The sequence below is a fragment of the Pseudomonas jinjuensis genome (assembly GCF_900103845.1).
GTDB lineage: Bacteria > Pseudomonadota > Gammaproteobacteria > Pseudomonadales > Pseudomonadaceae > Pseudomonas > Pseudomonas jinjuensis.
In genome coordinates this window covers 112,605-135,913 of sequence record NZ_FNIJ01000008.1, presented here as the reverse complement: position 1 = coordinate 135,913, position 23,309 = coordinate 112,605, and the positions used below count along the sequence as shown (strand labels likewise).

Genomic DNA, 23,309 nt, shown 5'->3' with positions numbered 1-23,309 from the left:
GGCCGGGCGCGTGGTTGCGGCACATCCTCGTGCCCGGGAGCGATCAGCCCCTGTCTTCCCTGACGCTGTCTGCCTGGATCGCGGTGAGGGCGATGGTGTAGACGATGTCCTCCACCAGCGCGCCGCGCGACAGGTCGTTCACCGGTTTGCGCAGGCCCTGCAGCATCGGGCCGATGCTGATGCAGTCGGCGCTGCGCTGCACCGCCTTGTAGGTGGTGTTGCCGGTGTTCAGGTCGGGGAACACGAACACCGTGGCGCGTCCGGCCACCGGGCTCTCCGGGGCCTTCTGCCGGCCCACGTCGGCGATGGCGGCGGCATCATACTGCAAGGGTCCGTCGATCAACAGATCGGGGCGTTTTTCCCGCGCGATGCGCGTCGCTTCCCGCACTTTATCGACATCTGCGCCGGTTCCGGATTCGCCGGTGGAGTAGCTGATCATCGCCACCCGCGGCGGGATGCCGAAGGCCAGGGCGGAGTCGGCGCTCTGCAGGGCGATGTCGGCCAGTTCGCTGGCGCTGGGATCGGGATTCACCGCGCAGTCGCCATAGACCACCACCTGGTCCGGCAGCAGCATGAAGAACACCGACGACACCAGCTTGTAGCCGGGCGCGTTGCGGATCAGCTGCAGCGCCGGGCGGATGGTGTTGGCGGTGGTGTGGATGGCGCCGGAGACCAGCCCGTCGACCTCGTCGAGGGCGAGCATCATGGTGCCGAGCACCACGTTGTCCTCCAGCTGCTGTTCGGCCATCGGCGCGTTGAGGTTCTTGCCCTTGCGCAGGCCGCACATCGGCTCGACGTAGCGGCTGCGCACCAGGTCCGGGTCGATGATCTCCAGGTCTTCCGGCAGCTCCATGCCGAGCATCTGCGCCACCGCCTGGACGTCGTCCGGCTTGGCCAGCAGCACGCAGCGGGCGATGTTGCGCGCATGGCAGATCACCGCCGCCTGCACGGTGCGTGGCTCGCTGCCCTCGGGCAGGACGATGCGCTTGTTCGCCTTGCTCGCCCGCTGCGTCAGCTGGTAGCGGAACACCGGCGGCGACAGGCGCAGTTCCTGGGGTTCGCCGCAGCGCTGCTTGAGCCATTCGAAATCGATGTGGCCGGCGACGTACTCGGTGACCAGTTCCGCGCGCTCGCGGTCGTCCACCGGGATTTCCTTGTTCATCTGGCTGAGGTTGCCGGCGGTGTCGAACGAGCCGGTGCCGACCATCAGCACCGGCAGGCCGCCGTGGAAGGCGCTGCGGCAGAGTTCCATGATCCGCGGGTCGGGCATCAGGTCGCTGCACAGCAGCAGGCCGGCCAGCGGCACGCCGTTCATCGCCGCCAGGCTGGCGGAGAGGATGATGTCGTAGCGGTCGCCGGGGGTCACCACCAGCACGCCGGGCTTGAGCAGGTGCGCGGTATTCGGCGCCGAGGGCGCGCAGAGGATGATCTTCTGCACCCGCCGCTGTTCGTAGTCGCCGGCGTTGAGCACGCGGGCGCCGAGCAGGTCGGCGACGTCGCGGGTGCGCGGGGCGTTCAGTTCGTTCTGCCAGGGAATGCAGCCGAGCAGGCGGAACTCGCTGTCGCGCATCAGCGGCGACTGTTCCTGCAGGCGCCGGGCGAAATCCCTGGCGGCGGCTTCGCTGTCCAGCGGCTGGCCTTCGGCGTCGGCGGCGCGCACCTTGTTGACGATCACCCCGAGCAGCTTGGGATCGCGCGGGCCGCCGAACAGGTGGGCGAGGATCTCGATGCGGTCGGACAGTTCGGAAACCGATTCGCTTTCCGGCGCCGAGACCAGGATCACCTCGGCGTCGAAGCTCTTCGCCATGTGCGAGTTGATCCGCGCGGCATAGCTGACCTGCGGGGTCGGCACCATGCCCTCGACGATCATCACGTCCTTGTCTTCGGCGGCCTTGTGGAACAGCGAGATGATCTCTTCCAGCAGTTCGTCGAGCTGGCCTTCGCCGAGCATGCGCTCGACCTTGCCCAGCGACAGCGGCTTCGGTGCGTCGAGGCCGTGGGTGCGGGCGACCAGTTCGCTGGAGCGCTCCGGGCCCTCGTCGCCGGGGTGCGGCTGGGCGATCGGCTTGTAGAAACCGACCTTCAGGCCGGCGCGCTGCAGGGCGCGGATCAGGCCCAGGCTGGCGGAAGTGAGGCCGACGCCGAAACCGGTCGGGGCGATGAAAAACGTGTGCATCCGGGCTCCTTTTTAGAACCTTGATCGGGATTGCTGCGCAAGTGACGGATGACCGCCCTCGTGAGGCGGGGCGCAGGCGGACGGGCGATATTCAGTCGAGTATGGCCAGCGTGTCGAGAGCTATCTGGAGTTCCTCGTTGGTCGGGATCACCAGCACCCGCGGATGGCCCGCGGCGTGGATCGGCCCGCCGACGCCGCGCACGCAATGGGCGTTGGCCTCGCTGTCCAGCTCCAGGTTCAGCAGGTGCAGGTGGGCGACGGTCTTGTTGCGCACCAGCGCCGAGTTCTCGCCGATACCGCCGGTGAAGATCAGGCCGTCGAGACGGGGCAGGGCGCAGCTCATCGCCGCCAGCGACTTGGCCAGCCGGTAGCAGTACACCTCGATCGCCAGCGCGGCGCCGGGGTGGCCCTGTTCACGGGCCTGCTCCAGGGTGCGCATGTCGTTGGACAGCCCGGAGAGGCCGAGCAGGCCGCTCTCGTTGTTGAGCATGTCGTCGATGCGCTCCAGGCTCCAGCCGAGGGTGCGCGCCAGGTGGCTGTGCAGGTTCGGATCTACGTCGCCGCTGCGGGTGCCCATCATCAGGCCTTCCAGCGGGGTCAGGCCCATGCTGGTATCGCGGCTCTGGCCGTTGACGATGGCGCAGGTGGAGCTGCCGTTGCCGAGGTGCGCGGACAGCCAGTTGCTGTCGCCGACTGCGAGGCCGGACATCTCCGCCGCCTCGTGGCTGACGTAGCGGTGGCTGGTGCCGTGGAAGCCGTAGCGGCGCACGTGCTGCTCGCGGTACAGGCTGTCCGGCAGGGCGTAGCGGTAGGCGTGCTCCGGCAGGCTCTGGTGGAAGGCGGTGTCGAACACGGCGACGTTCGGCAGCGCAGGGTAGAGCGCCATGGCCGCTTCGATGCCGAGCAGGTTGGCCGGGTTGTGCAGCGGCGCCAGGGGCGCGGTGTCGCGGATCGCCTCGATCACCTCGGCATCGAGCCGGGTGGCATGGGTGAAGCGTTCGCCGCCATGCACCACGCGGTGGCCGATGGCGTGCAGCTCGCCCTGGGCGGCGCCGGAGACCAGCGGCAGCAGGCTGGCGAGGGCGGCGCGGTGATCGCCGCCGGACAGCGACTGGCTGTCGTTGCGGCCGTTCTGCTGCCAGTGCAGGACCGCGTTTGGCGTTCCCAGGCGCTCGGCCAGTCCGTGCAGGACGAAGTCCCGCCGGCCTTCGCGCACCAGGGCGAACTTGATCGATGAACTACCGCAATTGATTACCAGGATGTTGCGCGATGGCATGCCTTACTCCTTGTCTTCCCTGGCGCACCAGCCGCAGGGGAAGGGGTGGCCGATGCGGCGGTGCCGTTGTTCCTCGTCGAGCACCCAGGCGCGCAATTGCCAGGGCGGCTGGTGGCGCAGGTGCTGGGTATGACCGCAGGACAAGACTGCCACCCAGTGGCCATCCTCGTCCTGATGAAAGTCAAGCAGCCGCGGGAGCCCGGCGCAGGGCCGTCCGTCCGCCGTCGGGTCGCATTCATCCCCGGCCAGGCGTACACTTGCGCGTTCATCTTCTTTATTAGAAAGGTTTCGTACCATGCAGATCGCGGCCAACAAGGCGGTTTCCATCGACTATACCCTGACCAACGACGCAGGTGAGGTCATCGACAGTTCCGCCGGCGGCGCGCCGCTGGTCTACCTGCAGGGTGCCGGCAACATCATCGTCGGTCTGGAAAAGGCCCTGGAAGGCAAGCAGGTCGGCGACGAGCTGGACGTCATCATCGAGCCGGAAGAAGCCTACGGCGAGTACAGCGCCGAGCTGGTCGCCACCCTGAGCCGCGAGATGTTCGAAGGCGTGGACGAGCTGGAAGTCGGCATGCAGTTCCATGCTTCCGCTCCGAACGGCGGCATGCAGATCGTCACCATCCGCGACATCGACGGCGACGACGTGACCGTCGACGGCAACCACCCGCTGGCCGGCCAGCGCCTGAACTTCAAGGTCAAGGTGGTCAACGTGCGCGACGCTTCCGCGGAAGAGATCGCCCACGGCCACATCCACGGCGAAGGCGGTCATCACCACTGATGACGGTGCCGCCGCGGGTACGCCCGCGGCGAAGCTGCTAGGCTGTTCATGGGAAAGGCGCTTTCGGGCGCCTTTTTCACGCTAGGGCTTTTTTCCCGAACCGATTGGGATGCGTCGTGAACGGACGCCTTGTCCGCCGCGGTGCGCGGCACACCGTGCCGTCTCGTCAAGGAGTAATCCATGAGCGCTTTTCACGATCTGACTCTCCATGGCCTCGATGGCCAGGATCTGCCGCTGGCGCCTCTCAAGGGGAAGGTGGTGCTGGTGGTGAACGTCGCTTCCAAATGCGGGCTGACGCCGCAGTACGCGGGGTTGGAGAACCTCTACCAGCAGTACCGCGACAAGGGCTTCGTGGTGCTCGGCCTGCCGTGCAACCAGTTCGCCGGACAGGAGCCGGGCAGCGAGGCGGACATCCAGTCGTTCTGTTCGCTGAACTACGGCGTCAGCTTCCCGATGAGCGGCAAGATCGAGGTCAACGGGTCGGAACGCCACCCGCTGTATCGCCTGCTCGCCGGCGAGGGCGCGGAGTTCCCCGGCGACATCACCTGGAACTTCGAGAAATTCCTCCTCGGCCCCGACGGCCGCGTGCTGGCGCGCTTCAGCCCGCGGACACCGCCGGAAGACCCGGCGCTGGTGCAGGCCATCGAGAAGGCGCTCGGCTGAACGGGCGAATCCCGCGGAGATACCGGAGGAGCAGGGCACAAGCGCCAATCCCTCCGGCATTTCCGTAATTCCCTTGTCCGCCCCGCCGGGCGGCGGCTTAATCGGGCTCTTGTCCAAGGAGCCCCCGAATGAACAGTTTCGTTTCCGACACCTCCTGCCAGCCGGCGACCCACGAGGCGCTGCGCGCGCTGATCGAGCAGCGCCGGTCGGTGCGTCGCTTCACGTCCGAGGCGGTGCCCGACGAAGTGATCCGCGACTGCCTGGAGATGGCTGTTCTCGCGCCCAGCTCCTGCAACCTGCAACCCTGGAGCTTCCAGGTGATCCGCGATCCGCAGCTGCGCGAGCGGCTGCATCCGGTGTGCCTGAAGCAGAATGCGGCGAAGGCTCCGCTGCTGATCGCCGTGCTGGCGCGGCCAGACACCTGGCGCGAGGCCTGTGACAACGTGCTGAAGTACTGGCCGCAGGAAAAGGTCCCGGAAATCACCCGCGCTTTCTATTCCGGCAGGGCGCAGTTCCAGTACAACCAGGGGCCGCTGGGCCTGCTCGGGCTGGTCAAGCGCCAACTGGTGCGCCTCAAGGGTCTGCGCACGCCGCTGATGCGCACCCCCAACAGCAAGGCGCAGATGCGCACCTGGGCGGTCAAATCCACCGCGCTGGCGGCGGCCAACCTGATGCTGGCGTTCCAGAGCCACGGCTATGCCACCTGCCCGATGGAAGGCTTCGACGAGGTGCGCCTGCGCCAGGTGCTGGACATCCCCCGCGAGGCCATCCCGGTCATGATCCTGGCGGTCGGCCGGATGGGCGAGAAGGGCATCTACAACCCGCGCCTGCGCTTCCCGCTGGAGCAGCACGTCAGCTGGTTGTAAGTCTTTTCGCCATCCCCGCGAACGCGGGGACCCAATGAAAGGCATCACGCCCGATCATCCGCGTCAATGATGCTGGGCGGGCGAGACGACCGGTCATATCCTGCCGGCCCTGCCCGGCGTCCGATCGCCTGACCGTCCTGAGTGGAGACTGCAAATGAGTGCACCCGTCGAGGCCCTGTTCGAGCCGTTCCAGCTCGGCAACCTGCAACTGCCGACCCGCGTGGTGATGGCGCCGATGACCCGCAACCTGTGCCCGGGCAGCGTGCCGCACGCGCAGATGGTCGAGTACTACCGGCGCCGCGCGGCGGCCGGGGTCGGCCTGATCATCACCGAGGGCACCACCGTCGGGCACCAGGCTGCCAACGGCTATCCGGACGTGCCGCAGTTCCATGGCGAAGAGGCCCTGGCCGGCTGGAAGCAGGTGGTCGACGCCGTGCACGCCGAGGGCGGGCGGATCGTCCCGCAGCTGTGGCACGTCGGCGCGGTGCGCCGGCTGGGTACTGAGCCCGACCCGGGCGTTCCGGGCTACGGCCCGAGCGGCAAGGTCAAGGACGGCAAGGTGCTGGTCCACGAGATGACCCACGAGGACATCCGCGACGTCATCGCCGCCTTCGCCCAGGCCGCCCGCGACGCCAGGGCCATCGGCATGGACGGCGTGGAGATCCACGGCGCCCACGGCTACCTGATCGACCAGTTCTTCTGGGACGGCAGCAACAGGCGCACCGACGAGTACGGCGGCAGCCTGGCCAACCGCTCGCGCTTCGCCATCGAGCTGATCCGCGCGGTGCGCGAGGCGGTCGGCCCGGACTTCCCGATCATCTTCCGCTACTCGCAGTGGAAGCAGCAGGACTACAGCGCGCGGCTGGTGGAAACCCCGGAAGCCCTGGGCGAATTCCTCAAACCGCTGTCCGAGGCCGGCGTCGACATCTTCCACTGCTCGACCCGCCGCTTCTGGATTGCCGAGTTCGAAGGCTCCGACCTCAACCTGGCCGGCTGGACGCGCAAGCTCACCGGCAAGCCGACCATTACCGTCGGCAACGTCGGCCTGGATGGCAGCGAGTTCCAGGCGTTCTTCACCAGGACCGACGAAGTCGCCCAGCCGTCCGGCATCGACGGTCTGCTGGAGCGTCTGAACAGGCAGGAGTTCGATCTCGTCGCCGTGGGCCGCGCCCTGCTGGTGGATGCCGACTGGGCGCTGAAGGTGCGAGCCGGCCGCCTGCAGGACATCAAGCCGTTCAGCCGCGCGGCGCTGGCCTCGCTGGCCTGATCTCCCCGCTTGCCCCGGTCCTCGTCCTTGCGGGCGGAGATCGGGCATCCCCGCAACTCGCAGAGAAAACTCCCGCCGCGCTACAAAAAATTTCCGAAACCTGTGGGCCGGTTTGCTGACAGATTGGGCGGAAAAGTGCATTGTACGCCGCGATCACACAACAATAGGCCGCTAAAAGGCCAGACCAGAGGAGTACGCCATGCGAGTTGGCCTGGTTGTCGATGCCACCTGCGACCTGCCCCCCGAATTTCTTGCCGCCCACGACATCCGCATCCTGCCCATCGGCATCCGTCTCGGTGAACGCCGCATCGTCGATGCGCGCGACGTCGAAGCCACCGCGCGCTTCTACGCCGAGGAACTGCCCTCGGTAGGGCCGGACGACGCCAGCGTGCCGCTGTCCGCGGCCGAGACCCAGAACTGGTTCCTCGACGAGCTGGTCACCGATTTCGACTACGTGATCTGCCTGACCGTGACCCGCCAGCGCAGCCCGATCTTCGAGAACGCCACCCAGGCCTCCTTCGGCCTGCTGCAGAACTACCACGAGCGGCGCAACGCGGCCGGCATCGGCGGCCCCTTCACCCTGCGCGTGATCGACAGCCGCAGCGTGTTCGGCGGCCTCGGCGTGCTGGCCGCCGAAGGCGCGCGGCTGCTGGCCGAAGGCGGCCACCCGAACGCCGTGCGCACCCGCCTGGAAGAACTCAGCCACCAGCTCTGTACCTTCGTCATCGCCGACGATCTCGGCCACGTGCGCCGCCGCGGCTTCCAGAAGGGCGAGCGCAACAAGCTCAGCGACCGCCTGCGCGGCGCCTTCCTCGGCATCGGCTCGATGCTCGACATGAAACCGGTACTGAGCCTGGTGCAGGGCGAGGACAAGCCGGTGTCGGTATCGCCGAGCTACGAGAAATCCGCCGAGCGCCTGCTGGCCTTCGCCACGGCACGGGTGGAAGCCGGCGAGCTGCTGGCGCCGCACATGTGCCTGAGCTACGCCGGCGATCCCTCGGCGCTGCGCGACCTGCCCGGTTTCGCCGCCCTGGAGGCGAGCTGCCGGGCGAAAGGCATCCAGGTACACCTGGCGATGCTCAGCCCCACCGGCGGAATCAACCTCGGCGCCGGCGCCATGAGCATCGGCTTCGCCGCGCCGCCGGTTCCTTTCAACTGAAGAACAGGGCGCTCAGCGCTGCGTGCTGAGCGCCTTATCCCCACCCTCGCGCACCCAGAACAGCGTCGCCCCTGCCACGGCGGCGGGCATCACCAGCAGGTTCACCACCGGGACCAGCAGCGCCAGGTAGGTCACCCCGCCGAAGCCCATGCACGACCAGCGCTTGCTGCGCAGCCAGGCGAGCATCTCGTTCCAGCCGAGCTTGTGGTTGTCCGCCGGGTAGTCGATGTACTGCACGGCCATCATCCATACGCCGAACAGCAGCCACAGCGGCGCGGCGATGATGTTCAGGCCGGGGATCAGGGAGAGGACGAACAGGCCGATGGCGCGCGGCAGGAAGTAGGCCAGCTTGCGCAGTTCGCGGCCGACCGTGCGCGGCACCATGGCGGCCAGTTCGCCCCAGCTGAATTCGGGGAAGTTGTCCTGGCCGCGTACCACCACCTCGACCTTTTCCGCGAGGAAGCCGTTGAACGGCGCGGCGATGAGGTTGGCCACCAGGGTGAAGGTGAAGAACAGGATCAGCAGCACCAGCGCCACGAACAGCGGCCAGAGGATGAATTCGAGGAAGCTCAGCCAGCTCGGCAGGCTGGGCATCAGATGGTCCACCCAGCCGCCGAATTCGCTGACGGCGAAGCCGATCAGGCCGGCGAAGATCAGGATGTTCACGGTCAGCGGCAGCAGGACGAACAGGCGCAGGTTGGGGCGCAGCATCAGTTTCAGGCCTTCGCCGAGGTATTGCGGGCCGTGCAGGGTCGACATGGGCATCTCCATCGGTGTGCAGTCGGCGACCTTAGCAGACGTGGCGCGGCTCCCGCGAGCGGGCTGTTTTGCCGGGTGTGTTGCGCGCTCAGCCGGACGTTTCGGAATACAGGCAGCAGGCGTTGCGCTGGCGCTTGGCCGCATACATGGCCTGGTCCGCCGCGCGGGTGAGGGCTTCCGGGTCCTGGGCATCCCGGGGGGCGAGGGCGATGCCGATGCTCGGCGTGATGTAGTCGATCGAGCGGGTGCCGAATTCGTAGGGTTCGCCGAGCACGCCCAGCAGACGGCTGGCGATCTGCAGCGCATGGGTAGCGTCGGCATTGGCGAGGATCACGGCGAATTCGTCGCCGCCGAGCCGGTAGGCCTTGTCCTGGCCGCGCAGATGATTGCGCAGCCGCACGCCCACGGCGCCGAGCACGGCGTCGCCGGCGGCGTGGCCGAGCTGGTCGTTGACCTGCTTGAACTTGTCGAGATCGAAATACAGCAGTGCAAGGATCTGCTGCCCCGCGGGGCCGTGCAGGGCCTGGGCAAGCTGTTCGCTGAAGGCCTTGCGGTTGCCCAGGCCGGTCAGGGCATCCTGGTAGGCCATGCCGAGCAGCTGGTTCTGGTAGGCCACCTGGACGCTGATGTCGCGAATGATGCCGCGCACCCCGGCCAGTTCGCCGTCCACGCTGGGCAGGACCGACATGTTCGTTTCGAGAATGACCAGGCTGCCGTCCGGCCGCTTGAAGGGGGCGGAAAAGGTCAGCTCCGTTTCCCCCCGCAGGGCCTGGTTGCGCACACCCAGGGCGCGCGCGACATCCTCCCGGTTCAGCAGCATGCCGCAGGGCTGGCCGACCAGCTCGTCCTCGTTTCGACCGACCATCTTGCAGAACGCGGCATTGACCATGAGGAAGCGGCCGGCGCTGTCCATTTCGAAATAGCCCTCGCGGATCGCGTCGAGCAGGGCCCGGTCGCGTTCCTCGCTCCGCTCCAGGCGCGCGATCATCCGGTTCAGTTCGCCGGTAAGGCGGCGGAACTCGTCGGCGCCCACTTCGCTCAGCCGCTCCGGATGATGGTTCTGGCCGATGCTGGCGGCCTCGCGGTTCAGGCGGTTCAGTGGGCGGATGATCCATAGTTCGAGGACGAGGTAGGCAAGGGCGAGCACGCTGAGCAGGATCGCCAGCGCCTGGTCGAGAAACAGGCGTATGGCGGCCTGGCCCTGCAGAAAGACCTGCCGCGGCGTGCTGAGCTGGATGCGGAATTGCGGCTCGGCGCGGGAGTCGAGAAACATCATGTCGATCCGCCGGCGCGTGTCGTCGGCCCTGACCTCGCTGAGCAATACCCCGCCGTTGGCCCTGGGCGGGGTGAGGGCCCGCCAGCTGGCATTCGGGACCGTGCTGGCGGATACCTTCATTTCCGCGCCCACCTGCAGTTGCAGGTGTTCGAGCCGGGCATTGCCGAGCACGATGCCCGCCACCATGGCGCCGTTGGGTGGAAGGGTGCCGAGGTTGCTGCTGATGGGATGGCTGATCAGCATCACCGGGGAGCCGCCGATCATCAGCATCTGGGTGAAGCCGAGCGGGCTGCTGGCGAAATCCAGCGCTCCTACGGCCTTCGCCCGGGAAACGATCGCCGCCTGGAGAGGCTCCCTGCTCATCGGCGAGGGGCCGGCGGTGATGCGTTCGCCCGGGGCCGGCAGCTGCCATTTTTGCGCTACCACCTCGCCCTTCGGGTTGAGGAAGAAGACGAAATCCAGCCCTATGTGTTCGAGCATGTCGAGTTCGAGATTTTCCTCGATGTACTGGCGATTCGGCTTGGCGAGGAATTCCCGGGTCTCGTCCCACCAGGAATAGATGCGCAGGAGTTCGAGATTGCGCTTGCGCTCGAAGTTGAGCCGGTTGTTGAGAATGCGCACCTGGTCGTAGAGACGCTGCTTGTCCACGCTGTCGTAGCGGACGAGCAGAATCCGCTCGGACAATAGCCAGACGCTGGAAAGGGTGACGGCCAGCAATGGCAAAAACAGCCAGAACAGGCGCTTGCGCAGTGTCATTCCGCTTCCTCATGCCTCCGCGGCCGATCGATCAATCGACCTCAGGCGGATAGGCAGGTTCTATCGGATGAATTGAAAGGTCACATTTCCGCTGCGCAGGGACGTCCCGTAACCTTCGCTCCAGCTTGGCAACGGGCAACGCCACCGCAGTGGTTCGGATATGTCTGAGATATCTCAACGGTAGTTCGGATTTTTCTGGCGATACTTGGCGACCTCGAAGCCTTGCAGGAGTTTTTCCCGGAGCTGCCGCTGTTCAAACCTTCCCCCGGTATTCTGGCAGCTCCCTTTTCTTTCCGTGGCCAGGCCGGCAGGAGTCCTCGATGTCCGAAACCCGTCATGCACGCGTCATCATCCTGGGCTCCGGTCCCGCCGGCTACAGCGCCGCCGTCTACGCGGCCCGCGCCAACCTCAGGCCGCTGCTGATCACCGGCCTGCAGGCCGGGGGCCAGCTCACCACCACCACCGAAGTCGACAACTGGCCGGGCGACCCCCACGGCCTCACCGGCCCTGCGCTGATGCAGCGCATGCAGGAGCATGCCGAGCGCTTCGAGACCGAGATCGTCTTCGACCATATCGACGCCGTCGACCTGGCCGGCAAGCCGTTCATCCTCAAGGGCGACAGCGGCACCTACAGCTGCGACGCGCTGATCATCGCCACCGGCGCCAGCGCCCGTTACCTCGGCCTGCCGTCGGAAGAGACATTCATGGGCAAGGGCGTTTCCGCCTGCGCCACCTGCGACGGTTTCTTCTATCGCAACCGCGAAGTGGCGGTGGTCGGCGGCGGCAACACGGCGGTGGAAGAGGCGCTGTACCTGGCCAACATCGCCAGCCGGGTAACCCTGGTGCACCGCCGCGACAGCTTCCGCGCCGAGAAGATCCTGCAGGACAAGCTGCGTGCGCGGGTCGCCGAAGGAAAGATCGTGCTCAAGCTGAATGCCCAGGTGGACGAAGTGCTGGGCGACGACATGGGCGTCACCGGCGTGCGCCTGAAGAACAACGACGGCAGCAGCGACGAGCTGAGGGTCGACGGCCTGTTCGTCGCCATCGGCCATACGCCGAACACCTCGCTGTTCGAAGGCCAGCTGCAGCTGAAGGACGGCTACCTGGTGGTCAACGGCGGCCGCGACGGCAACGCCACGGCGACCAGTGTCCCCGGCGTGTTCGCCGCGGGCGACGTGGCCGACCATGTCTATCGCCAGGCGATCACTTCCGCCGGCGCCGGCTGCATGGCGGCACTGGATGTGGAACGCTACCTGGATTCGCTATAACGGCCCGAAGAGCCGGCGTGCAGGAAGGAGCCCCGCTGGTCGGGGCTCTTTCCTTTGTATTCGCGGCGTCAAGCCACTGTAGCGCGCCATACGCACGGGTCGCGGGCATGGCCCGCTACAAGGGTTCGCATTACACCGAGCCGACCTGTAGGGCGCATGACGCGCCAGCGTCATCCGCCGTTTGGGAAGGAGCGTCCGGGATGCGCCCGTACCTGGAGCGGGCCATGCCCGCGAGCCGACATGAAAAAGCCCCGGAAATCCGGGGCTTTTTCATGTCGGTGCGGCTTCAGCCGCGGCGCGACAGCGGCTGGCGCTCGAAGCGCACGCCGGCCAGGCCGGTGGCCTGCAGGGCGCGGATGTTGGCGTGGTCGGTGCCGTCCGGGTTGTCGCGCACGGCGCGGTAGTGCTCGCCGAAGGCCAGCAGGGTCTCTTCCAGGCTCAGCCCTTCGAGGATGGCGAAGGCGAGGGTCTTGCAGGAACCTTCGTTCTGCCCGGCCGGATTCTCCACATCGCCGTTGGTGAAGGCGCTGGGCGTGTAGCTGTAGTGCTCGGCGATGTACTGCAGGGTGTCGGAGAACAGGTGCTGCTCGCTGCGCAGGCGCGCGCGGAAATCGGTCAGGGTCATCAAGGCTGGCTCTTAGTGCTTTTTCGCGGTGTCGAAGGCGGCCTGCTGCTCTGGCGTGGCTTCCTTCTGGTATTTGGCTTTCCACTCGGCATACGGCATGCCGTAGATTTCCTCGCGGGCCTGGTCGGCGCTGATCTCCACACCCATGTCGTCGGCCGCCGCCTTGTACCACTTGGACAGGCAGTTGCGACAGAAGCCGGCGAGGTTCATCAGGTCGATGTTCTGCACGTCCTTGCGGCTGCGCAGGTGCAGGATCAGGGTGCGGAAGGCGGCGGCCTCGAGTTCGGTACGTTGTTCGTCGGTGAGTTCGCTGGGCTTGCTCATGGCAGGGCTCTCTTATTGGTACGCACGGTATTCCGGGGCTGGCGAGATGATAAGAGTGGCTCGCTTCGCCAGCAATGTCCGCTGGCCGGATGGCCGTGGCGTCTCAGCGCTCGGCGGCCAGGGCGATCGACACCGATTCGGCGAAGCGCAGGGCGTGCGGCTTGTCCACTTCCACTTCGGCGTAATGCACCGCCGGGTGGGCCATCACCAGGTCGAGGATTTCCTGGGTGAGGCGTTCCAGCAGGGCGAAGCGGTTCTCCTCGACGTGCTGGATCACCGCCTTGGTGATGGTGCGGTAGTTCAGCGCGTGGTCGATGTCGTTGACCTGCACGGCGTCGTCCGAGGGGTAGAGGATGGTCAGGTTGATCAGCACATCCTGCTTGTTGAGGATTTCTTCCTCCTTGATGCCGATGTAGGTGCGCACGCGCAGATCCTTGACCCGGATTCGCGCCATGCCCGGCTCCAGTCGTGTCATTTCACTTGCTCCGTCCGATCAGTTGCAGGAATTCCTGGCGGGTGGTGTTGGATGCGCGGAACGCGCCAAGCATCACCGACGTGTTCATCACCGAGTTCTGCTTCTCCACCCCGCGCATCATCATGCACATGTGCTGCGCCTCGATCACCACCGCCACGCCGGCCGCGCCGGTCACGCTCTGCACCGCCTCGGCGATCTCGCGGGTGAGGTTCTCCTGGATCTGCAGGCGCCGCGCGTACATGTCGACGATCCGCGCCACCTTCGACAGGCCGAGCACCTTGCCGGTGGGGATGTAGGCCACGTGGGCCTTGCCGATGAAGGGCAGCAGGTGGTGTTCGCACAGCGAGTAGAGCTCGATGTCCTTGACCATCACCATCTCGTCGTTGTCCGAGGCGAACAGCGCGCCGTTGACGATTTCCTCCAGGGTCAGCTCGTAGCCGTGGCAGAGGTAGCGCATGGCCTTGGCCGCGCGCTTGGGCGTATCCCGCAGGCCTTCGCGCTCCGGGTTCTCGCCGAGGCCCTGGAGAATCCCGCGGTAATGCTGGGTGAGCGATTCGTTCATCGTGCATCCTCGCGCCGCGACGGCGCCTATTTGAGATGGCGCCCGCCGTTGACGGTCAGGGTGGTGCCGGTGACGTAGGGGTTGTCGAGCAGGTAGCGGATGCTCTGGTAGATCACTTCCGGGCCGGGCTCGATGCCCAGCGCGGACTTCGCCAGGGTCCGCTCGCGGTAGGCGGCGTCGTCCCCGGCGTTGAACATCACCAGCGCCGGGGCGATGGTGTTGACCTTGATGCGCGGCGCGAAACGCGCGGCGAAGGACAGGGTGAGGTTGTCCAGCCCGGCCTTGCTGGCGCAGTAGGCGATGCGCTTGGCGCTGCCCTTGCGCGCCACGTCGTCGCCGATGTGGATGATGTCCGCCGGCTGCGAGCGTTCCAGCAGCGCAGCGCAGCGCAGGTTGATCAGGTACGGCGCGAGCATGTGCACGTTGAACATCTCGCGGAACGCCCCGGCCTCGTGGCCCGGCGCTTCGGTCAGCCAGTCGGACGCGTTGTGGACGACGGCGCGCAGGCTGTCGGTGTGCTCCCGGACCTGTTCGATGAAGGCGAGGATGCCGGCCTCGTCGGCGAAATCCGCCTGCAGGCAGAGGGCGCCCTGGGCGCGCAGCTGCTCGACGCCGGGCTTCTCGCTGCGGTAGCTGACGATCAGCCGGTGGCCGTCCTGCAACAGGCGCAGCGCGCAATGCAGGCCGACGCGCTGGCTGGCGCCGGTGATCAGGATGGGGGCCGAAGCAGTGCCCATGCGAGCCTCGTGCGGTTCGAGGGGACGCCGATATCCGAGCGCCCCGCTGGGGAAATTGAGGAACTATACCAGCCGGCCGACTGGCGTGGCACGGCCTTGGCATGGCACGGCCCTTGTAGGAGCCAGCTTGCTGGCTCCTACAAGGGCTGCGTTCTTGCTGATACGTTGCCAGTACAGGTACAAGCTCCGCCGTGATGACGGGATGCTTCCCGTGCTTTGCGGCATAATGGGCGGCCTTGCCGTGCGAAGAGAGAATCGTTCATGAAAGTCGCCATTCTGTCCGGATCCGTCTATGGCACCGCCGAAGAGGTCGCCCGCCACGCCAAGCGCCTGCTCGAGGCAGCAGGCCTGCAGGCCTGGCACGACCCGCGCGCCACCTTCGAAGGGCTCCTCGAGTTCGCCCCGGAAGCCTTCCTGGTGGTGACCTCCACCACCGGCATGGGCGAGCTGCCGGACACCTTCCAGCCGCTCTTCCACAGCATCCGCGAGCGCCTGCCCGCCGCCTGGCGCGGCCTGCCCGGCGGGGTGATCGGCCTCGGCGACACCAGCTATGGCGACACCTACTGCGGCGGCGGCGAGCAGATCCGCGAGCTGTTCGCCGAACTGGGCGTGCGCGAAGTCGTGCCCATGCTGCGCCTGGACGGCAGCGAGACGGTGGACCAGGAAACCGATTCCGAGCCGTGGCTGGCCGACTTCATTGCAGCGCTGAAGGCCTGATGCATCCGCGCGCCCGCGAGCTGATCGACAGGCTGAAGCTCGCCCCGCATCCGGAGGGCGGTTTCTACCGCCGCGTGTTCGAGTCCAGCCTGCGTGGCGCCGATGGCCGGCCGCAATCATCGGCCATTCTCTTCCTGCTGCCCGCCGGCAGCGTGAGCCGCTGGCACCGGGTGGATGCGGACGAGCTCTGGCACTACCACGAAGGCGGCCCGCTGGAGCTGCTGATCGCCGGGCAGCCGGACGCCGCCGTGCGTAGCGAAATCCTCGGCCCGGTGGGCGAGGGCAGCCTGCCGCAACGCGCCGTCCCGGCCCATGCCTGGCAGGCGGCGCGCTGCCTGGGCGACTACGTGCTGGTGGGCTGCACGGTGTCGCCGGCGTTCGAGTTCGCCGGGTTCGAATTGCTCGCTGACGACGCGCAGGCGCAGCGGGATTGGCCGCGACTGGCGCAAGAGTTTCCCGAGCTGCTGTAGGGTGGATCACGCTCCATCGATCCACCACGGCCGCGCAGGCGGCCCCGCAATGGTGGATGGAAGAGCGCCATCCACCCTACGTGTGCCGTACCTGTAGGAGCGGGCCATGCCCGCGACTGGTCGCGCCCAGGTGCGCTCCTGCAGGGGGAGCCAAACGCTCCCTTCATTCCGCCTCCAGCGGAAACTCCTTCATCAACTCCAGCCATGCCTGCGCCGCGCGGGACAGGTAGGCGCCGCGGCGCCAGATGAAGCAGATGTCCCAGCGCAGGTCCGGCTCGCTGAGCACCACCCGCGCCACGCCGGGGCGTTCCAGTTCCCGCGCCACCACCCGCGGCAGCAGCACCACGCCCTGGCCGGCGGCGACCAGCGCGCCGAGGAAGTCCGCCTGGCCGCTGCGGCCGCCTTCGCGCGGTTCGAAGCCGGCCTCGCGGCAGGCGCGCAGCAGGCGGTCGTTGAGGGTGAAACTCTGCTGGTAGAGCAGGAATGGCGTCTCGGCCAGCTCCTCCAGGCTCAGGCTGTCGCGGCTTGCCAGCGGGTGGTCGGTGGGCAGCAGGGCGTCCAGCGGCTCGTTGCAGAAGGGCTGCCAGTCGAAGGCGTCGCCGCCGGGCGTCAGGCCGCCGCCCAGTTCCAGTTCGCCGGAGTGCACCAGCTCTTCCATGGTCTTGCTGCCGCCCTCCAGCAGATGCACGGCGATGTTCGGGTAGCGCCGCCGGTACTCGGCGAAGCGGCTGGCGAACAGCGCGTCGGCGCCCAGCTGCGGCAGGCCGAGGCGCAGTTCGCCGCGGTTGAGCTGGCTGAGGTCGTCCAGTTCGGTATGCAGTTCGCGCTGCAGGCGGAGGATTTCCTCGGCGCGGCGCAGGGTCAGCTCGCCGGCTGCGGTCAGGCGCACGTTCGGCCCGTTGCGTTCCAGCAGTTGCACGTGCAGGCGCTGTTCCAGCTGGGCGACCTGCTTGCTGACGGCGGACTGGCTGGCGTGCAGGTGAACGGCGGCCTGGGTGAAGCTGCCCTGGCGCACCACCTCGACGAAGCTGCGCAGCTGACGGAATTCCATTCTGGAATGGCCTCTATTCGAACTATTCGCTTTGGGGATGGTAAGCCCGGTCTTATCCTTTGCGTCAACTCCCTTCATTTCCGGATTCGCCGCCATGTTCCGCCGTGGATTACGTCTCTTCGCAGAACTCGCCGCCCTCGCCGCGTTCTGGTGGCTGGGCGGCTGGATCGCCGGGGTCACCGGCCTGCCGATTCCGGGCGGGGTGATCGGCCTGGCGCTGCTGCTGGTGCTGTTCGCCTGCGGCGCGATCCGTCCGGCCCTGCTGAAGGGCGGCGCCGGCCTGCTGCTGGCGGAGATGCTGCTGTTCTTCATCCCCGCGCTGATGAGCCTGCTGGACTACGGCCAGCTGCTGCGCAGCGAGGGCTGGAAGATCCTGCTGGTGATCATGTGCAGCACGCTGCTGGTGATGCTGGCCACCGCGTTCGCGGTGGAATGGATGTGCCGCTGGAGGACTGCCCGTGAACCTCGTTGAACAACCGCTGTTCTGGCTGGTACTGACCCTCGGCGGCTATCTGCTCAGCCGTTTCCTCTACGGCCGCTTCCGTTCCTACTGGCTGTCGCCCATCGTCTTCGTCCCGGCGCTGCTGTTCGCCGTGGCGATCCCGCTGCACGCCAGCTACGCCGACTACTCGCGCGACACCTCCTGGCTGGTGGCGCTGCTCGGCCCGGCCACCGTGGCCTTCGCCGTGCCGATCTGGGAACAGCGCGCCTTGCTCGCCCGCCACTGGCCGGCACTGCTGGCCGGGATGTGCGCCGGCTCGGCGGTGGCGATCGGCAGTTCCTGGGCGCTGGCCCATGCGCTGGCGCTGGACGGCCAGGTGACCCTGTCGCTGCTGCCGCGCTCGATCACCACGCCGCTGGCGATGGAAATGTCCCACGACATCGGCGGCGTGCCGGCGCTGACCGCGGCCTTCGTGATGATCACCGGGGTGTTCGGCGCCCTGGTCGGCGGCGTGCTGATGCGCCTGCTGCGCCTGCGCACCACCCTGGCCCGCGGCGCGCTGCTGGGTGTCGGTGCGCATGGCGCGGGCACCAGCCGCGCCTACGAGTTCGGCGGCGAGGAGGGCTCCGCGGCGGGGCTGCTGATGGTCCTCACCGGCCTGTTCAACCTCGCCCTCGCGCCATTGCTGGTGCACTGCCTGTAAGCCAGCCCCCATCATCCCCACGCCTTATTCGCCACCATTCAGGGCTGCCGGTCTTCCTTGTGAGGCACCGGCCGCTGCCCGACACTCGCGGAAAGACATCCCTGCCAAGGAGTACAACCATGAGTGATGCCCTGCGTTTCGACGACAAGGTGGTGATCGTCACCGGCGCCGGTGGCGGCCTCGGACGCGCCCATGCGCTGCTGTTCGCCCGTCATGGCGCGAAGGTGGTGGTCAACGATCTCGGCGGCAGCACCCATGGCGAGGGCGCCAGCGCCTCCGCCGCCGACCGCGTGGTGGCGGAAATCCGCGCCGCCGGCGGCACCGCGGTGGCCAACCACGATTCGGTGACCGACGGGGAAAACATCGTGCGCAGCGCGATCGAAGCCTTCGGCCGCGTCGACGTGGTGGTGAACAACGCCGGCATCCTGCGCGACAAGACCTTCCACAAGATGGACGACGCCGACTGGGACCTGGTCTACAAGGTCCACGTGGAAGGCGCCTACAAGGTGACCCGCGCCGCCTGGCCGTTCATGCGCGAGCAGGGCTACGGGCGGGTGATCTTCACCTCGTCCACCTCCGGCATCTACGGCAACTTCGGCCAGAGCAACTACGGCATGGCCAAGCTCGGCCTCTACGGCCTGACCCGCACGCTGGCCCTGGAAGGCGGCAAGAGCAACATCCTGGTCAACGCCATCGCCCCCACCGGCGGCACCCGCATGACCGAGGGCCTGATCCCGCCGCAGGTGTTCGAGCAGCTCAAGCCCGAGCTGGTCAGCCCGCTGGTGGTGTACCTGGGCAGCGAGGCCTGCCGGGAAACTTCCGGCCTGTTCGAGGTCGGCGGCGGCTGGATCGGCAAGGTGCGCTGGGAGCGCAGCTTGGGCGTGGGCTTCGACCCGCGGGCCGGGTTCGACGTGGCGGACGTGGCGGAGAACTGGGCGCGCATCTGCGATTTCGAAGGCGCGGCGCATCCGGCGGACAACGTCGAGGCGCTGCGGGAGATGATGGCGAACCTGCAGAAGTACGTGGGCTGAGGCTCTCGTCCGGCCGGAGGAGCGCGGGGACGATGTCGCGGTTCCCGCGCGGCCCGTGGCAGAGGTGGCATCCGTAGGAGCGCACCTGGGCGCGACCGGTCGCGGGCATGGCCCGCTCCTACAGGACGTTCGGCGTTGAGGGCTCCCTCACCCCAGCCCTGGCTGCGCGCCCCGCTCCAGAGGGAGAGGGGGCGGATCGGCGTCGGGATAAATGACGTGCCAACCGGCAACTCAGGACAGTCCCCTCTCCCTTCGGGAGAGGGTTAGGGTGAGGGGATGCACCGCGCCGATGTGAAGACAGTTGCTCCTACAACGTCACCGATTTATTGGATCCCCGCGTTCGCGGGGAAGACGGAGTTGAGAGCCGCACGGAGTCATCCGGAAAATCCGTCATTACTCGCTGCGCTCGCCCTTCGGGCCTGAAGTGCGTTCAGCGCAAGCGCTGTCCCGGGAAAGCGGGAAACCAGAAGACAGTTGCTCCTACAGGGAGTGCCGCCCTAGTGCCCCCTTCAAAACGAAAAATGCCAGCCGGATCACCCGGCTGGCATTTTTCATCGCGGCGTCAGATCACTCGGCCTGCTGCTGTTTCAGCTGCTGCAGCCCCATCATCGCCTTGCGCACCGCCAGGCTCTGGTAGTTGATGTTGCCCACGCCGAAGGTCACGCCTTCCTGGAACGGATACTGCGGAATGGTCGCCATGAACTGCTTGACCTTGTCCTGGACCGGCACGAACAGCCACATCTGGTCAGCGGCCCAGCGGCGCGCCATCGGCGAGTCCCTGCGGGCGGTCTGGAACGGGTCGGCCAGCAGGTTGGTCAGCTCCGGTACGTTGGTGACCTTGCGTACTCCAGAACCGAAGTCGCCATCCATCTTCGCGAACGACACTTTCCACTCCTTCCAGCGGATCGCGTCGAGGTCGCCGCCCATGCTGAAGTAGAAGTACTCCTCGCGCGGGCTGTCCTTGGCTTCACCCTTGAGGTACGGCAGGAAGTTGTAGCCGTCCAGGTGCACCTTGTACTGCTTGCCATTGAGCTTGGCGCCTTTCGCCATGTCGGCAACGAGCGTGTTGTCACCAGCGGCGGCGGCCAGGGTCGGCATCCAGTCGTTGTGCGCGATCATGTCGGCGTAGCGGCTGCCCGGCTTGAGCACGCCCGGCCACTTGAGCAGCAGCGGTACCCGGTGGCCGCCCTCGTTGGAGGTGCCTTTCTCGCCATGGAACGGCGAGGTGCCGGCATCCGGCCAGGAGACCTTCTGTGCACCGTTGTCGGTGGTGTAGACGATGATGGTGTTGTCGGCGATGCCGAGGTCATCCAGCTTCTTCAGCAGTTTGCCGACGTGGTCGTCGTGCTCGACCATGCCGTCCGGATACAGGCCGATGCCGGTCTTGCCGTCATATTCCTTCTTCAGGTGGGTCCAGACGTGCATGCGGGTGCTGTTGAACCAGACGAAGAAGGGCTTGTCGGCCTTGTGCGCCTTGTCGATGAAGTTCTCGGTGGCCTGCACCAGTTCGTCGTCGATGGTTTCCATGCGCTTGCGGGTCAGCGGGCCGGTGTCCTCGATCCTGCCGTCGGCATAGGAGTGGATCACCCCACGCGGGCCGTACTTCTTGCGGAATTCCGGATCCTTCGGATAGTGGTAGGTCTCGGGCTCTTCCTCGGCGTTCATGTGGTAGAGGTTGCCGAAGAATTCGTCGAAGCCGTGGTTGGTCGGCAGGTGCTTGTCGCGGTCGCCGAGGTGGTTCTTGCCGAACTGGCCGGTGGTGTAGCCCTGCTGCTTCATCACGTCGCCGATGGTCGGCGCCCAGTCCGGGATGCCGTGCTCGGAGCCCGGCAGGCCGACGGTCAAGAGGCCGGTGCGGAACGGGTGCTGGCCGAGGGCGAAGGCGGAACGGCCGGCGGTGCAGGACTGCTCGCCATAGGCGTGGGTGAACATCGCGCCCTCGCGGGCGATGCGGTCGATGTTCGGGGTTTCGTAACCCATCATCCCGTTGTTGTAGGCACTGATGTTGAAGTAGCCGACGTCGTCGCCGAAGATCACCAGAATGTTGGGCTTGTCTGCTGCAAGGGCACTCGAGGCAGCGCCAAGCATGGAGGCCGCCAGGGTCAAACCGGACAGCCATTTCCCTGCGCGGGTCATGTCGTTCTCCTTTGGTTCTTGTTGTGTATTCACCGAGGGCGCCCAGGGTGGGCGCGTTCTGGCGGGAGAGTACAGACGGGTTTTGCGGCGGGTTGCTACCCGTATCGGGTGGTCGCGGACGGCGTGGAAAATATGCGTAGCCGGGAGATTCCGGAGATCGCACCGAACCCCGCCAGGCATGGGGGCTGGCGCATTTTTGCGGGGTTCCCTGGAAGAAATACTCCGTTACGTTTCCGCTGCGGCTACTGGCGTGCCGCACCCTGCTGGATGGTCCACTCGACCACCTGCGCCGCAAGCCGGTCGGCCGCCCTGCCGAAGGCCGCCACCACCTGCGGCACCTGTTCGCCGTCCACCGCCTGGCGCACTTCGAAGCTGCGTGCGGCGACGATGCGTGGGGCGGCGCCATGGATCAGCCGGGCGTCGAGACGGATGACGATTTCCGGCCGGCCGTTGCGGTACTCGCTCTGGAAGGCGCGCAGGTCGCCGGCCAGTTCCAGGTCGGCGGCCAGGTTGTAGGCGTCGCTGCTGAGCCGGCCGACCCGGCCGTCGGCGACGAAGGCGTCCACCAGGCGGTCGCGCAGCAGTTCCGGGGCCGGGCTGCTCCAGCGCGCGCCCTGGTAGCTGCTCAACTGGTTGTCCGTCGGCACCACGGCGATGCGGTTGCGGTCCAGCGCATGGCTGGCCTTGGGCGTGTCGACCTGCAGCGACCAGTCCTGCTTCGGCCCGCCGCTGGCGCTGGCCGCCGTGGCGGGCAGCAGGTAGATGTCCGGGGTCTCGGCCTCGGGCAGGATCGAGCAGGCGCCGAGCAGGGCGAGGGCTGCGCAGCATCCGATCAGGCGCAGGGTCTTGGTCATGGCTGGAACTCCTTGGTGCGCTCGCGGCCGAGCAGGTAATTCGCCGGGTTTTCCTCCAGGCGGCGGGTCACGCCGCGCAGGCTCTGCAGGGTTTCCCGTAGTTCGCGCACCGCCGGGCCGATCTCGTTGAAACCACCGAGCCCGCCGTTCAGCGCGTCGTAGTTGTCGCCGAGCAGGCGGTCGATCTTCTCGCTGCTGCTCTGCAGGGAGGCGAGGGTGCGCTGGGCTTCGCGCATGATTTCCGGGCCCTGGCTGCTCACCAGCTGGTTGGTGCTGGCCAGCAGCTTGCTGGCGTTGGCCAGGGTTTCGCTGGCCTGCTGGCTGGCCCTGGCGAGCTCCTGCACCGTGCGGCGGATGTCGTCGCGCTGTTCGGCGACCACCCCGGTGGCCCGGTCGATGTGGTCGAGGGTACGGCTGAAGCGGTCGACGTTCTCCGGCGAGAGGACGCGCGTGGCGTTTTCCACCAGGGTGTTGATGTTGAAGACGATGTCGCCGCCGCTGGCGAGCAGCGCGCTGAGCGGCGAGGGAATGGTGGGGATCACCGGGATTTCGCCTTCCTCGCCCTCCAGCGGCGGGCTGGAGGGCGAGCCGCTGGAAAGCTGGATGATGGCGATGCCGGTGACGCCGGTGAGGGTCATCTTGGCGCGGGTGTCCTGGCGCACCGGGGTGTCCTGGAACACGCGGATGCGCGCGCGGACCTTGCGCGGGTCCTTCGGATCGAGGCGCAGGGTGAGCACGTCGCCCACGCGGATGCCGCTGTACTGCACGGTGGCGCCCTCGGACAGGCCGGTCACCGCCTCGGTGAAGATCACGTCGTAGAGCTTGTAGGCCTGGTCGTTGCTGGATTTCGCCAGCCACAGGCCGAAGAGCAGGGCGGCGGCGGACAGCAGTACGGTGAACAGGCCGATCAGCACGTGATGGGCTCGGGTTTCCAT

The 23,309-nt window shown here is 67.1% G+C and carries 25 protein-coding genes; 11 read left to right on the top strand and 14 right to left on the bottom strand.

Translation table 11 applies throughout. The features are described 5' to 3' along the window. Window positions 1-43: 43 nt before the first annotated feature. The 3 genes from pta to BLR75_RS13265 all read right to left on the bottom strand — a co-directional run bounded on the left by pta (window position 44) and on the right by BLR75_RS13265 (window position 3,779). Window positions 44-2,176, bottom strand: a complete 2,133-nt coding sequence (pta, locus tag BLR75_RS13275) for a phosphate acetyltransferase (protein ID WP_084309656.1) — start codon at window positions 2,174-2,176, stop codon at window positions 44-46. A 91-nt stretch (window positions 2,177-2,267) separates the two neighbouring features. Further along, entirely contained in the window at window positions 2,268-3,452 is a 1,185-nt protein-coding gene (locus BLR75_RS13270) for an acetate kinase (RefSeq protein WP_084309657.1), read from the bottom strand. Between the two features lie 3 nt (window positions 3,453-3,455). Next, the gene (locus tag BLR75_RS13265; RefSeq protein ID WP_084309781.1) at window positions 3,456-3,779 is read right to left on the bottom strand and encodes a DUF3565 domain-containing protein; all 324 of its coding nucleotides are present in this window, start codon (window positions 3,777-3,779) and stop codon (window positions 3,456-3,458) included. On the opposite strand from BLR75_RS13265, the gene BLR75_RS13260 reads away from it, so the two are divergent. The 5 genes from BLR75_RS13260 (at window position 3,748) to BLR75_RS13240 (ending at window position 8,188) form a co-directional block, all read left to right on the top strand. After that, entirely contained in the window at window positions 3,748-4,233 is a 486-nt protein-coding gene (locus BLR75_RS13260) for an FKBP-type peptidyl-prolyl cis-trans isomerase (protein ID WP_084309658.1), read from the top strand. The genes BLR75_RS13265 and BLR75_RS13260 overlap by 32 nt on opposite strands. A gap of 180 nt (window positions 4,234-4,413) precedes the next feature. Continuing rightward, window positions 4,414-4,896, top strand: coding sequence for a glutathione peroxidase (locus BLR75_RS13255; RefSeq protein WP_084309659.1), 483 nt, complete (start codon window positions 4,414-4,416; stop codon window positions 4,894-4,896). A 128-nt stretch (window positions 4,897-5,024) separates the two neighbouring features. Next, window positions 5,025-5,762 (top strand): nitroreductase family protein, encoded by a 738-nt coding sequence (locus tag BLR75_RS13250; protein WP_084309660.1) that lies wholly within the window; start codon window positions 5,025-5,027, stop codon window positions 5,760-5,762. 154 nt (window positions 5,763-5,916) lie between these two features. Continuing rightward, window positions 5,917-7,029 (top strand): NADH:flavin oxidoreductase, encoded by a 1,113-nt coding sequence (locus BLR75_RS13245; protein ID WP_084309661.1) that lies wholly within the window; start codon window positions 5,917-5,919, stop codon window positions 7,027-7,029. A 199-nt stretch (window positions 7,030-7,228) separates the two neighbouring features. Then, entirely contained in the window at window positions 7,229-8,188 is a 960-nt protein-coding gene (locus BLR75_RS13240) for a DegV family protein (protein ID WP_084309662.1), read from the top strand. Between the two features lie 12 nt (window positions 8,189-8,200). Here the strand turns inward: BLR75_RS13240 and cysZ are convergent, their stop codons facing one another. Then, window positions 8,201-8,947, bottom strand: coding sequence for a sulfate transporter CysZ (gene cysZ / locus BLR75_RS13235; RefSeq protein WP_084309663.1), 747 nt, complete (start codon window positions 8,945-8,947; stop codon window positions 8,201-8,203). An 88-nt stretch (window positions 8,948-9,035) separates the two neighbouring features. Beyond that, on the bottom strand, window positions 9,036-10,979 hold the full coding sequence (locus BLR75_RS13230; RefSeq protein ID WP_084309664.1) for a sensor domain-containing diguanylate cyclase: 1,944 nt from the start codon (window positions 10,977-10,979) through the stop codon (window positions 9,036-9,038). A 320-nt stretch (window positions 10,980-11,299) separates the two neighbouring features. Here BLR75_RS13230 and trxB point away from each other — a divergent pair, with 320 nt between their 5' ends. Continuing rightward, on the top strand, window positions 11,300-12,247 hold the full coding sequence (gene trxB / locus BLR75_RS13225) for a thioredoxin-disulfide reductase (RefSeq protein WP_084309665.1): 948 nt from the start codon (window positions 11,300-11,302) through the stop codon (window positions 12,245-12,247). A 286-nt stretch (window positions 12,248-12,533) separates the two neighbouring features. On the opposite strand, the gene BLR75_RS13220 is transcribed toward trxB, so the two are convergent. The 5 genes from BLR75_RS13220 to folM form a co-directional block, all read right to left on the bottom strand. After that, entirely contained in the window at window positions 12,534-12,872 is a 339-nt protein-coding gene (locus tag BLR75_RS13220) for a HopJ type III effector protein (RefSeq protein ID WP_084309666.1), read from the bottom strand. A 12-nt stretch (window positions 12,873-12,884) separates the two neighbouring features. Next, on the bottom strand, window positions 12,885-13,196 hold the full coding sequence (locus BLR75_RS13215; protein ID WP_084309667.1) for a DUF1244 domain-containing protein: 312 nt from the start codon (window positions 13,194-13,196) through the stop codon (window positions 12,885-12,887). A 103-nt stretch (window positions 13,197-13,299) separates the two neighbouring features. Then, window positions 13,300-13,671, bottom strand: a complete 372-nt coding sequence (gene folX, locus BLR75_RS13210) for a dihydroneopterin triphosphate 2'-epimerase (protein WP_084309668.1) — start codon at window positions 13,669-13,671, stop codon at window positions 13,300-13,302. Window position 13,672: 1 nt separating this feature from the next. Then, window positions 13,673-14,233, bottom strand: coding sequence for a GTP cyclohydrolase I FolE (gene folE / locus BLR75_RS13205; protein ID WP_084309669.1), 561 nt, complete (start codon window positions 14,231-14,233; stop codon window positions 13,673-13,675). A 26-nt stretch (window positions 14,234-14,259) separates the two neighbouring features. Then, window positions 14,260-14,970 (bottom strand): dihydromonapterin reductase, encoded by a 711-nt coding sequence (gene folM, locus BLR75_RS13200; protein WP_084309670.1) that lies wholly within the window; start codon window positions 14,968-14,970, stop codon window positions 14,260-14,262. A 261-nt stretch (window positions 14,971-15,231) separates the two neighbouring features. Here folM and BLR75_RS13195 point away from each other — a divergent pair, with 261 nt between their 5' ends. Both BLR75_RS13195 and BLR75_RS13190 read left to right on the top strand, forming a co-directional pair. Continuing rightward, window positions 15,232-15,687 (top strand): flavodoxin, encoded by a 456-nt coding sequence (locus BLR75_RS13195; RefSeq protein ID WP_084309671.1) that lies wholly within the window; start codon window positions 15,232-15,234, stop codon window positions 15,685-15,687. Next, the gene (locus BLR75_RS13190) at window positions 15,687-16,157 is read left to right on the top strand and encodes a cupin domain-containing protein (protein ID WP_084309672.1); all 471 of its coding nucleotides are present in this window, start codon (window positions 15,687-15,689) and stop codon (window positions 16,155-16,157) included. Before BLR75_RS13195 ends, BLR75_RS13190 begins: the two co-directional genes overlap by 1 nt. Before the next feature lie 163 nt (window positions 16,158-16,320). Here BLR75_RS13190 and BLR75_RS13185 read toward each other — a convergent pair whose 3' ends face one another. Continuing rightward, on the bottom strand, window positions 16,321-17,208 hold the full coding sequence (locus tag BLR75_RS13185) for a LysR family transcriptional regulator (RefSeq protein ID WP_084309673.1): 888 nt from the start codon (window positions 17,206-17,208) through the stop codon (window positions 16,321-16,323). 94 nt (window positions 17,209-17,302) lie between these two features. Between BLR75_RS13185 and BLR75_RS13180 the strand changes: the two genes are divergently transcribed. The 3 genes from BLR75_RS13180 (at window position 17,303) to BLR75_RS13170 (ending at window position 19,384) form a co-directional block, all read left to right on the top strand. Continuing rightward, window positions 17,303-17,680 (top strand): CidA/LrgA family protein, encoded by a 378-nt coding sequence (locus BLR75_RS13180; protein WP_084309674.1) that lies wholly within the window; start codon window positions 17,303-17,305, stop codon window positions 17,678-17,680. Then, a complete protein-coding gene (locus tag BLR75_RS13175; RefSeq protein ID WP_084309675.1) occupies window positions 17,667-18,353 on the top strand; it encodes an LrgB family protein in 687 nt (228 codons plus the stop codon). The genes BLR75_RS13180 and BLR75_RS13175 overlap by 14 nt, the downstream gene beginning before the upstream one ends. 119 nt (window positions 18,354-18,472) lie before the next feature. Further along, window positions 18,473-19,384 carry an SDR family oxidoreductase gene (locus BLR75_RS13170; protein WP_084309676.1) on the top strand — a complete coding sequence of 304 codons (912 nt, stop codon included), beginning with the start codon at window positions 18,473-18,475 and terminating at the stop codon, window positions 19,382-19,384. A gap of 567 nt (window positions 19,385-19,951) precedes the next feature. Here the strand turns inward: BLR75_RS13170 and BLR75_RS13165 are convergent. The 3 genes from BLR75_RS13165 to BLR75_RS13155 all read right to left on the bottom strand — a co-directional run bounded on the left by BLR75_RS13165 (window position 19,952) and on the right by BLR75_RS13155 (window position 23,309). After that, entirely contained in the window at window positions 19,952-21,520 is a 1,569-nt protein-coding gene (locus BLR75_RS13165; protein WP_090416072.1) for an arylsulfatase, read from the bottom strand. 242 nt (window positions 21,521-21,762) lie between these two features. Further along, on the bottom strand, window positions 21,763-22,374 hold the full coding sequence (locus BLR75_RS13160; RefSeq protein ID WP_084309678.1) for an ABC-type transport auxiliary lipoprotein family protein: 612 nt from the start codon (window positions 22,372-22,374) through the stop codon (window positions 21,763-21,765). Beyond that, a complete protein-coding gene (locus BLR75_RS13155; protein ID WP_084309679.1) occupies window positions 22,371-23,309 on the bottom strand; it encodes an MlaD family protein in 939 nt (312 codons plus the stop codon). Before BLR75_RS13155 ends, BLR75_RS13160 begins: the two co-directional genes overlap by 4 nt.

Bases quoted from the DNA above. Each gene is read 5' to 3' on its own strand.
- pta (WP_084309656.1), bottom strand. From the start codon at position 2,176: ATGCACACGTTTTTCATCGCCCCGACCGGTTTCGGCGTCGGCCTCACT.
- BLR75_RS13270 (WP_084309657.1), bottom strand. From the start codon at position 3,452: ATGCCATCGCGCAACATCCTGGTAATCAATTGCGGTAGTTCATCGATC.
- BLR75_RS13260 (WP_084309658.1), top strand. From the start codon at position 3,748: ATGCAGATCGCGGCCAACAAGGCGGTTTCCATCGACTATACCCTGACC.
- BLR75_RS13265 (WP_084309781.1), bottom strand. From the start codon at position 3,779: ATGGAAACCGCCTTGTTGGCCGCGATCTGCATGGTACGAAACCTTTCT.
- BLR75_RS13255 (WP_084309659.1), top strand. From the start codon at position 4,414: ATGAGCGCTTTTCACGATCTGACTCTCCATGGCCTCGATGGCCAGGAT.
- BLR75_RS13250 (WP_084309660.1), top strand. From the start codon at position 5,025: ATGAACAGTTTCGTTTCCGACACCTCCTGCCAGCCGGCGACCCACGAG.
- BLR75_RS13245 (WP_084309661.1), top strand. From the start codon at position 5,917: ATGAGTGCACCCGTCGAGGCCCTGTTCGAGCCGTTCCAGCTCGGCAAC.
- BLR75_RS13240 (WP_084309662.1), top strand. From the start codon at position 7,229: ATGCGAGTTGGCCTGGTTGTCGATGCCACCTGCGACCTGCCCCCCGAA.
- cysZ (WP_084309663.1), bottom strand. From the start codon at position 8,947: ATGTCGACCCTGCACGGCCCGCAATACCTCGGCGAAGGCCTGAAACTG.
- BLR75_RS13230 (WP_084309664.1), bottom strand. From the start codon at position 10,979: ATGACACTGCGCAAGCGCCTGTTCTGGCTGTTTTTGCCATTGCTGGCC.
- trxB (WP_084309665.1), top strand. From the start codon at position 11,300: ATGTCCGAAACCCGTCATGCACGCGTCATCATCCTGGGCTCCGGTCCC.
- BLR75_RS13220 (WP_084309666.1), bottom strand. From the start codon at position 12,872: ATGACCCTGACCGATTTCCGCGCGCGCCTGCGCAGCGAGCAGCACCTG.
- BLR75_RS13215 (WP_084309667.1), bottom strand. From the start codon at position 13,196: ATGAGCAAGCCCAGCGAACTCACCGACGAACAACGTACCGAACTCGAG.
- folX (WP_084309668.1), bottom strand. From the start codon at position 13,671: ATGACACGACTGGAGCCGGGCATGGCGCGAATCCGGGTCAAGGATCTG.
- folE (WP_084309669.1), bottom strand. From the start codon at position 14,233: ATGAACGAATCGCTCACCCAGCATTACCGCGGGATTCTCCAGGGCCTC.
- folM (WP_084309670.1), bottom strand. From the start codon at position 14,970: ATGGGCACTGCTTCGGCCCCCATCCTGATCACCGGCGCCAGCCAGCGC.
- BLR75_RS13195 (WP_084309671.1), top strand. From the start codon at position 15,232: ATGAAAGTCGCCATTCTGTCCGGATCCGTCTATGGCACCGCCGAAGAG.
- BLR75_RS13190 (WP_084309672.1), top strand. From the start codon at position 15,687: ATGCATCCGCGCGCCCGCGAGCTGATCGACAGGCTGAAGCTCGCCCCG.
- BLR75_RS13185 (WP_084309673.1), bottom strand. From the start codon at position 17,208: ATGGAATTCCGTCAGCTGCGCAGCTTCGTCGAGGTGGTGCGCCAGGGC.
- BLR75_RS13180 (WP_084309674.1), top strand. From the start codon at position 17,303: ATGTTCCGCCGTGGATTACGTCTCTTCGCAGAACTCGCCGCCCTCGCC.
- BLR75_RS13170 (WP_084309676.1), top strand. From the start codon at position 18,473: ATGAGTGATGCCCTGCGTTTCGACGACAAGGTGGTGATCGTCACCGGC.
- BLR75_RS13165 (WP_090416072.1), bottom strand. From the start codon at position 21,520: ATGACCCGCGCAGGGAAATGGCTGTCCGGTTTGACCCTGGCGGCCTCC.
- BLR75_RS13160 (WP_084309678.1), bottom strand. From the start codon at position 22,374: ATGACCAAGACCCTGCGCCTGATCGGATGCTGCGCAGCCCTCGCCCTG.
- BLR75_RS13155 (WP_084309679.1), bottom strand. From the start codon at position 23,309: ATGGAAACCCGAGCCCATCACGTGCTGATCGGCCTGTTCACCGTACTG.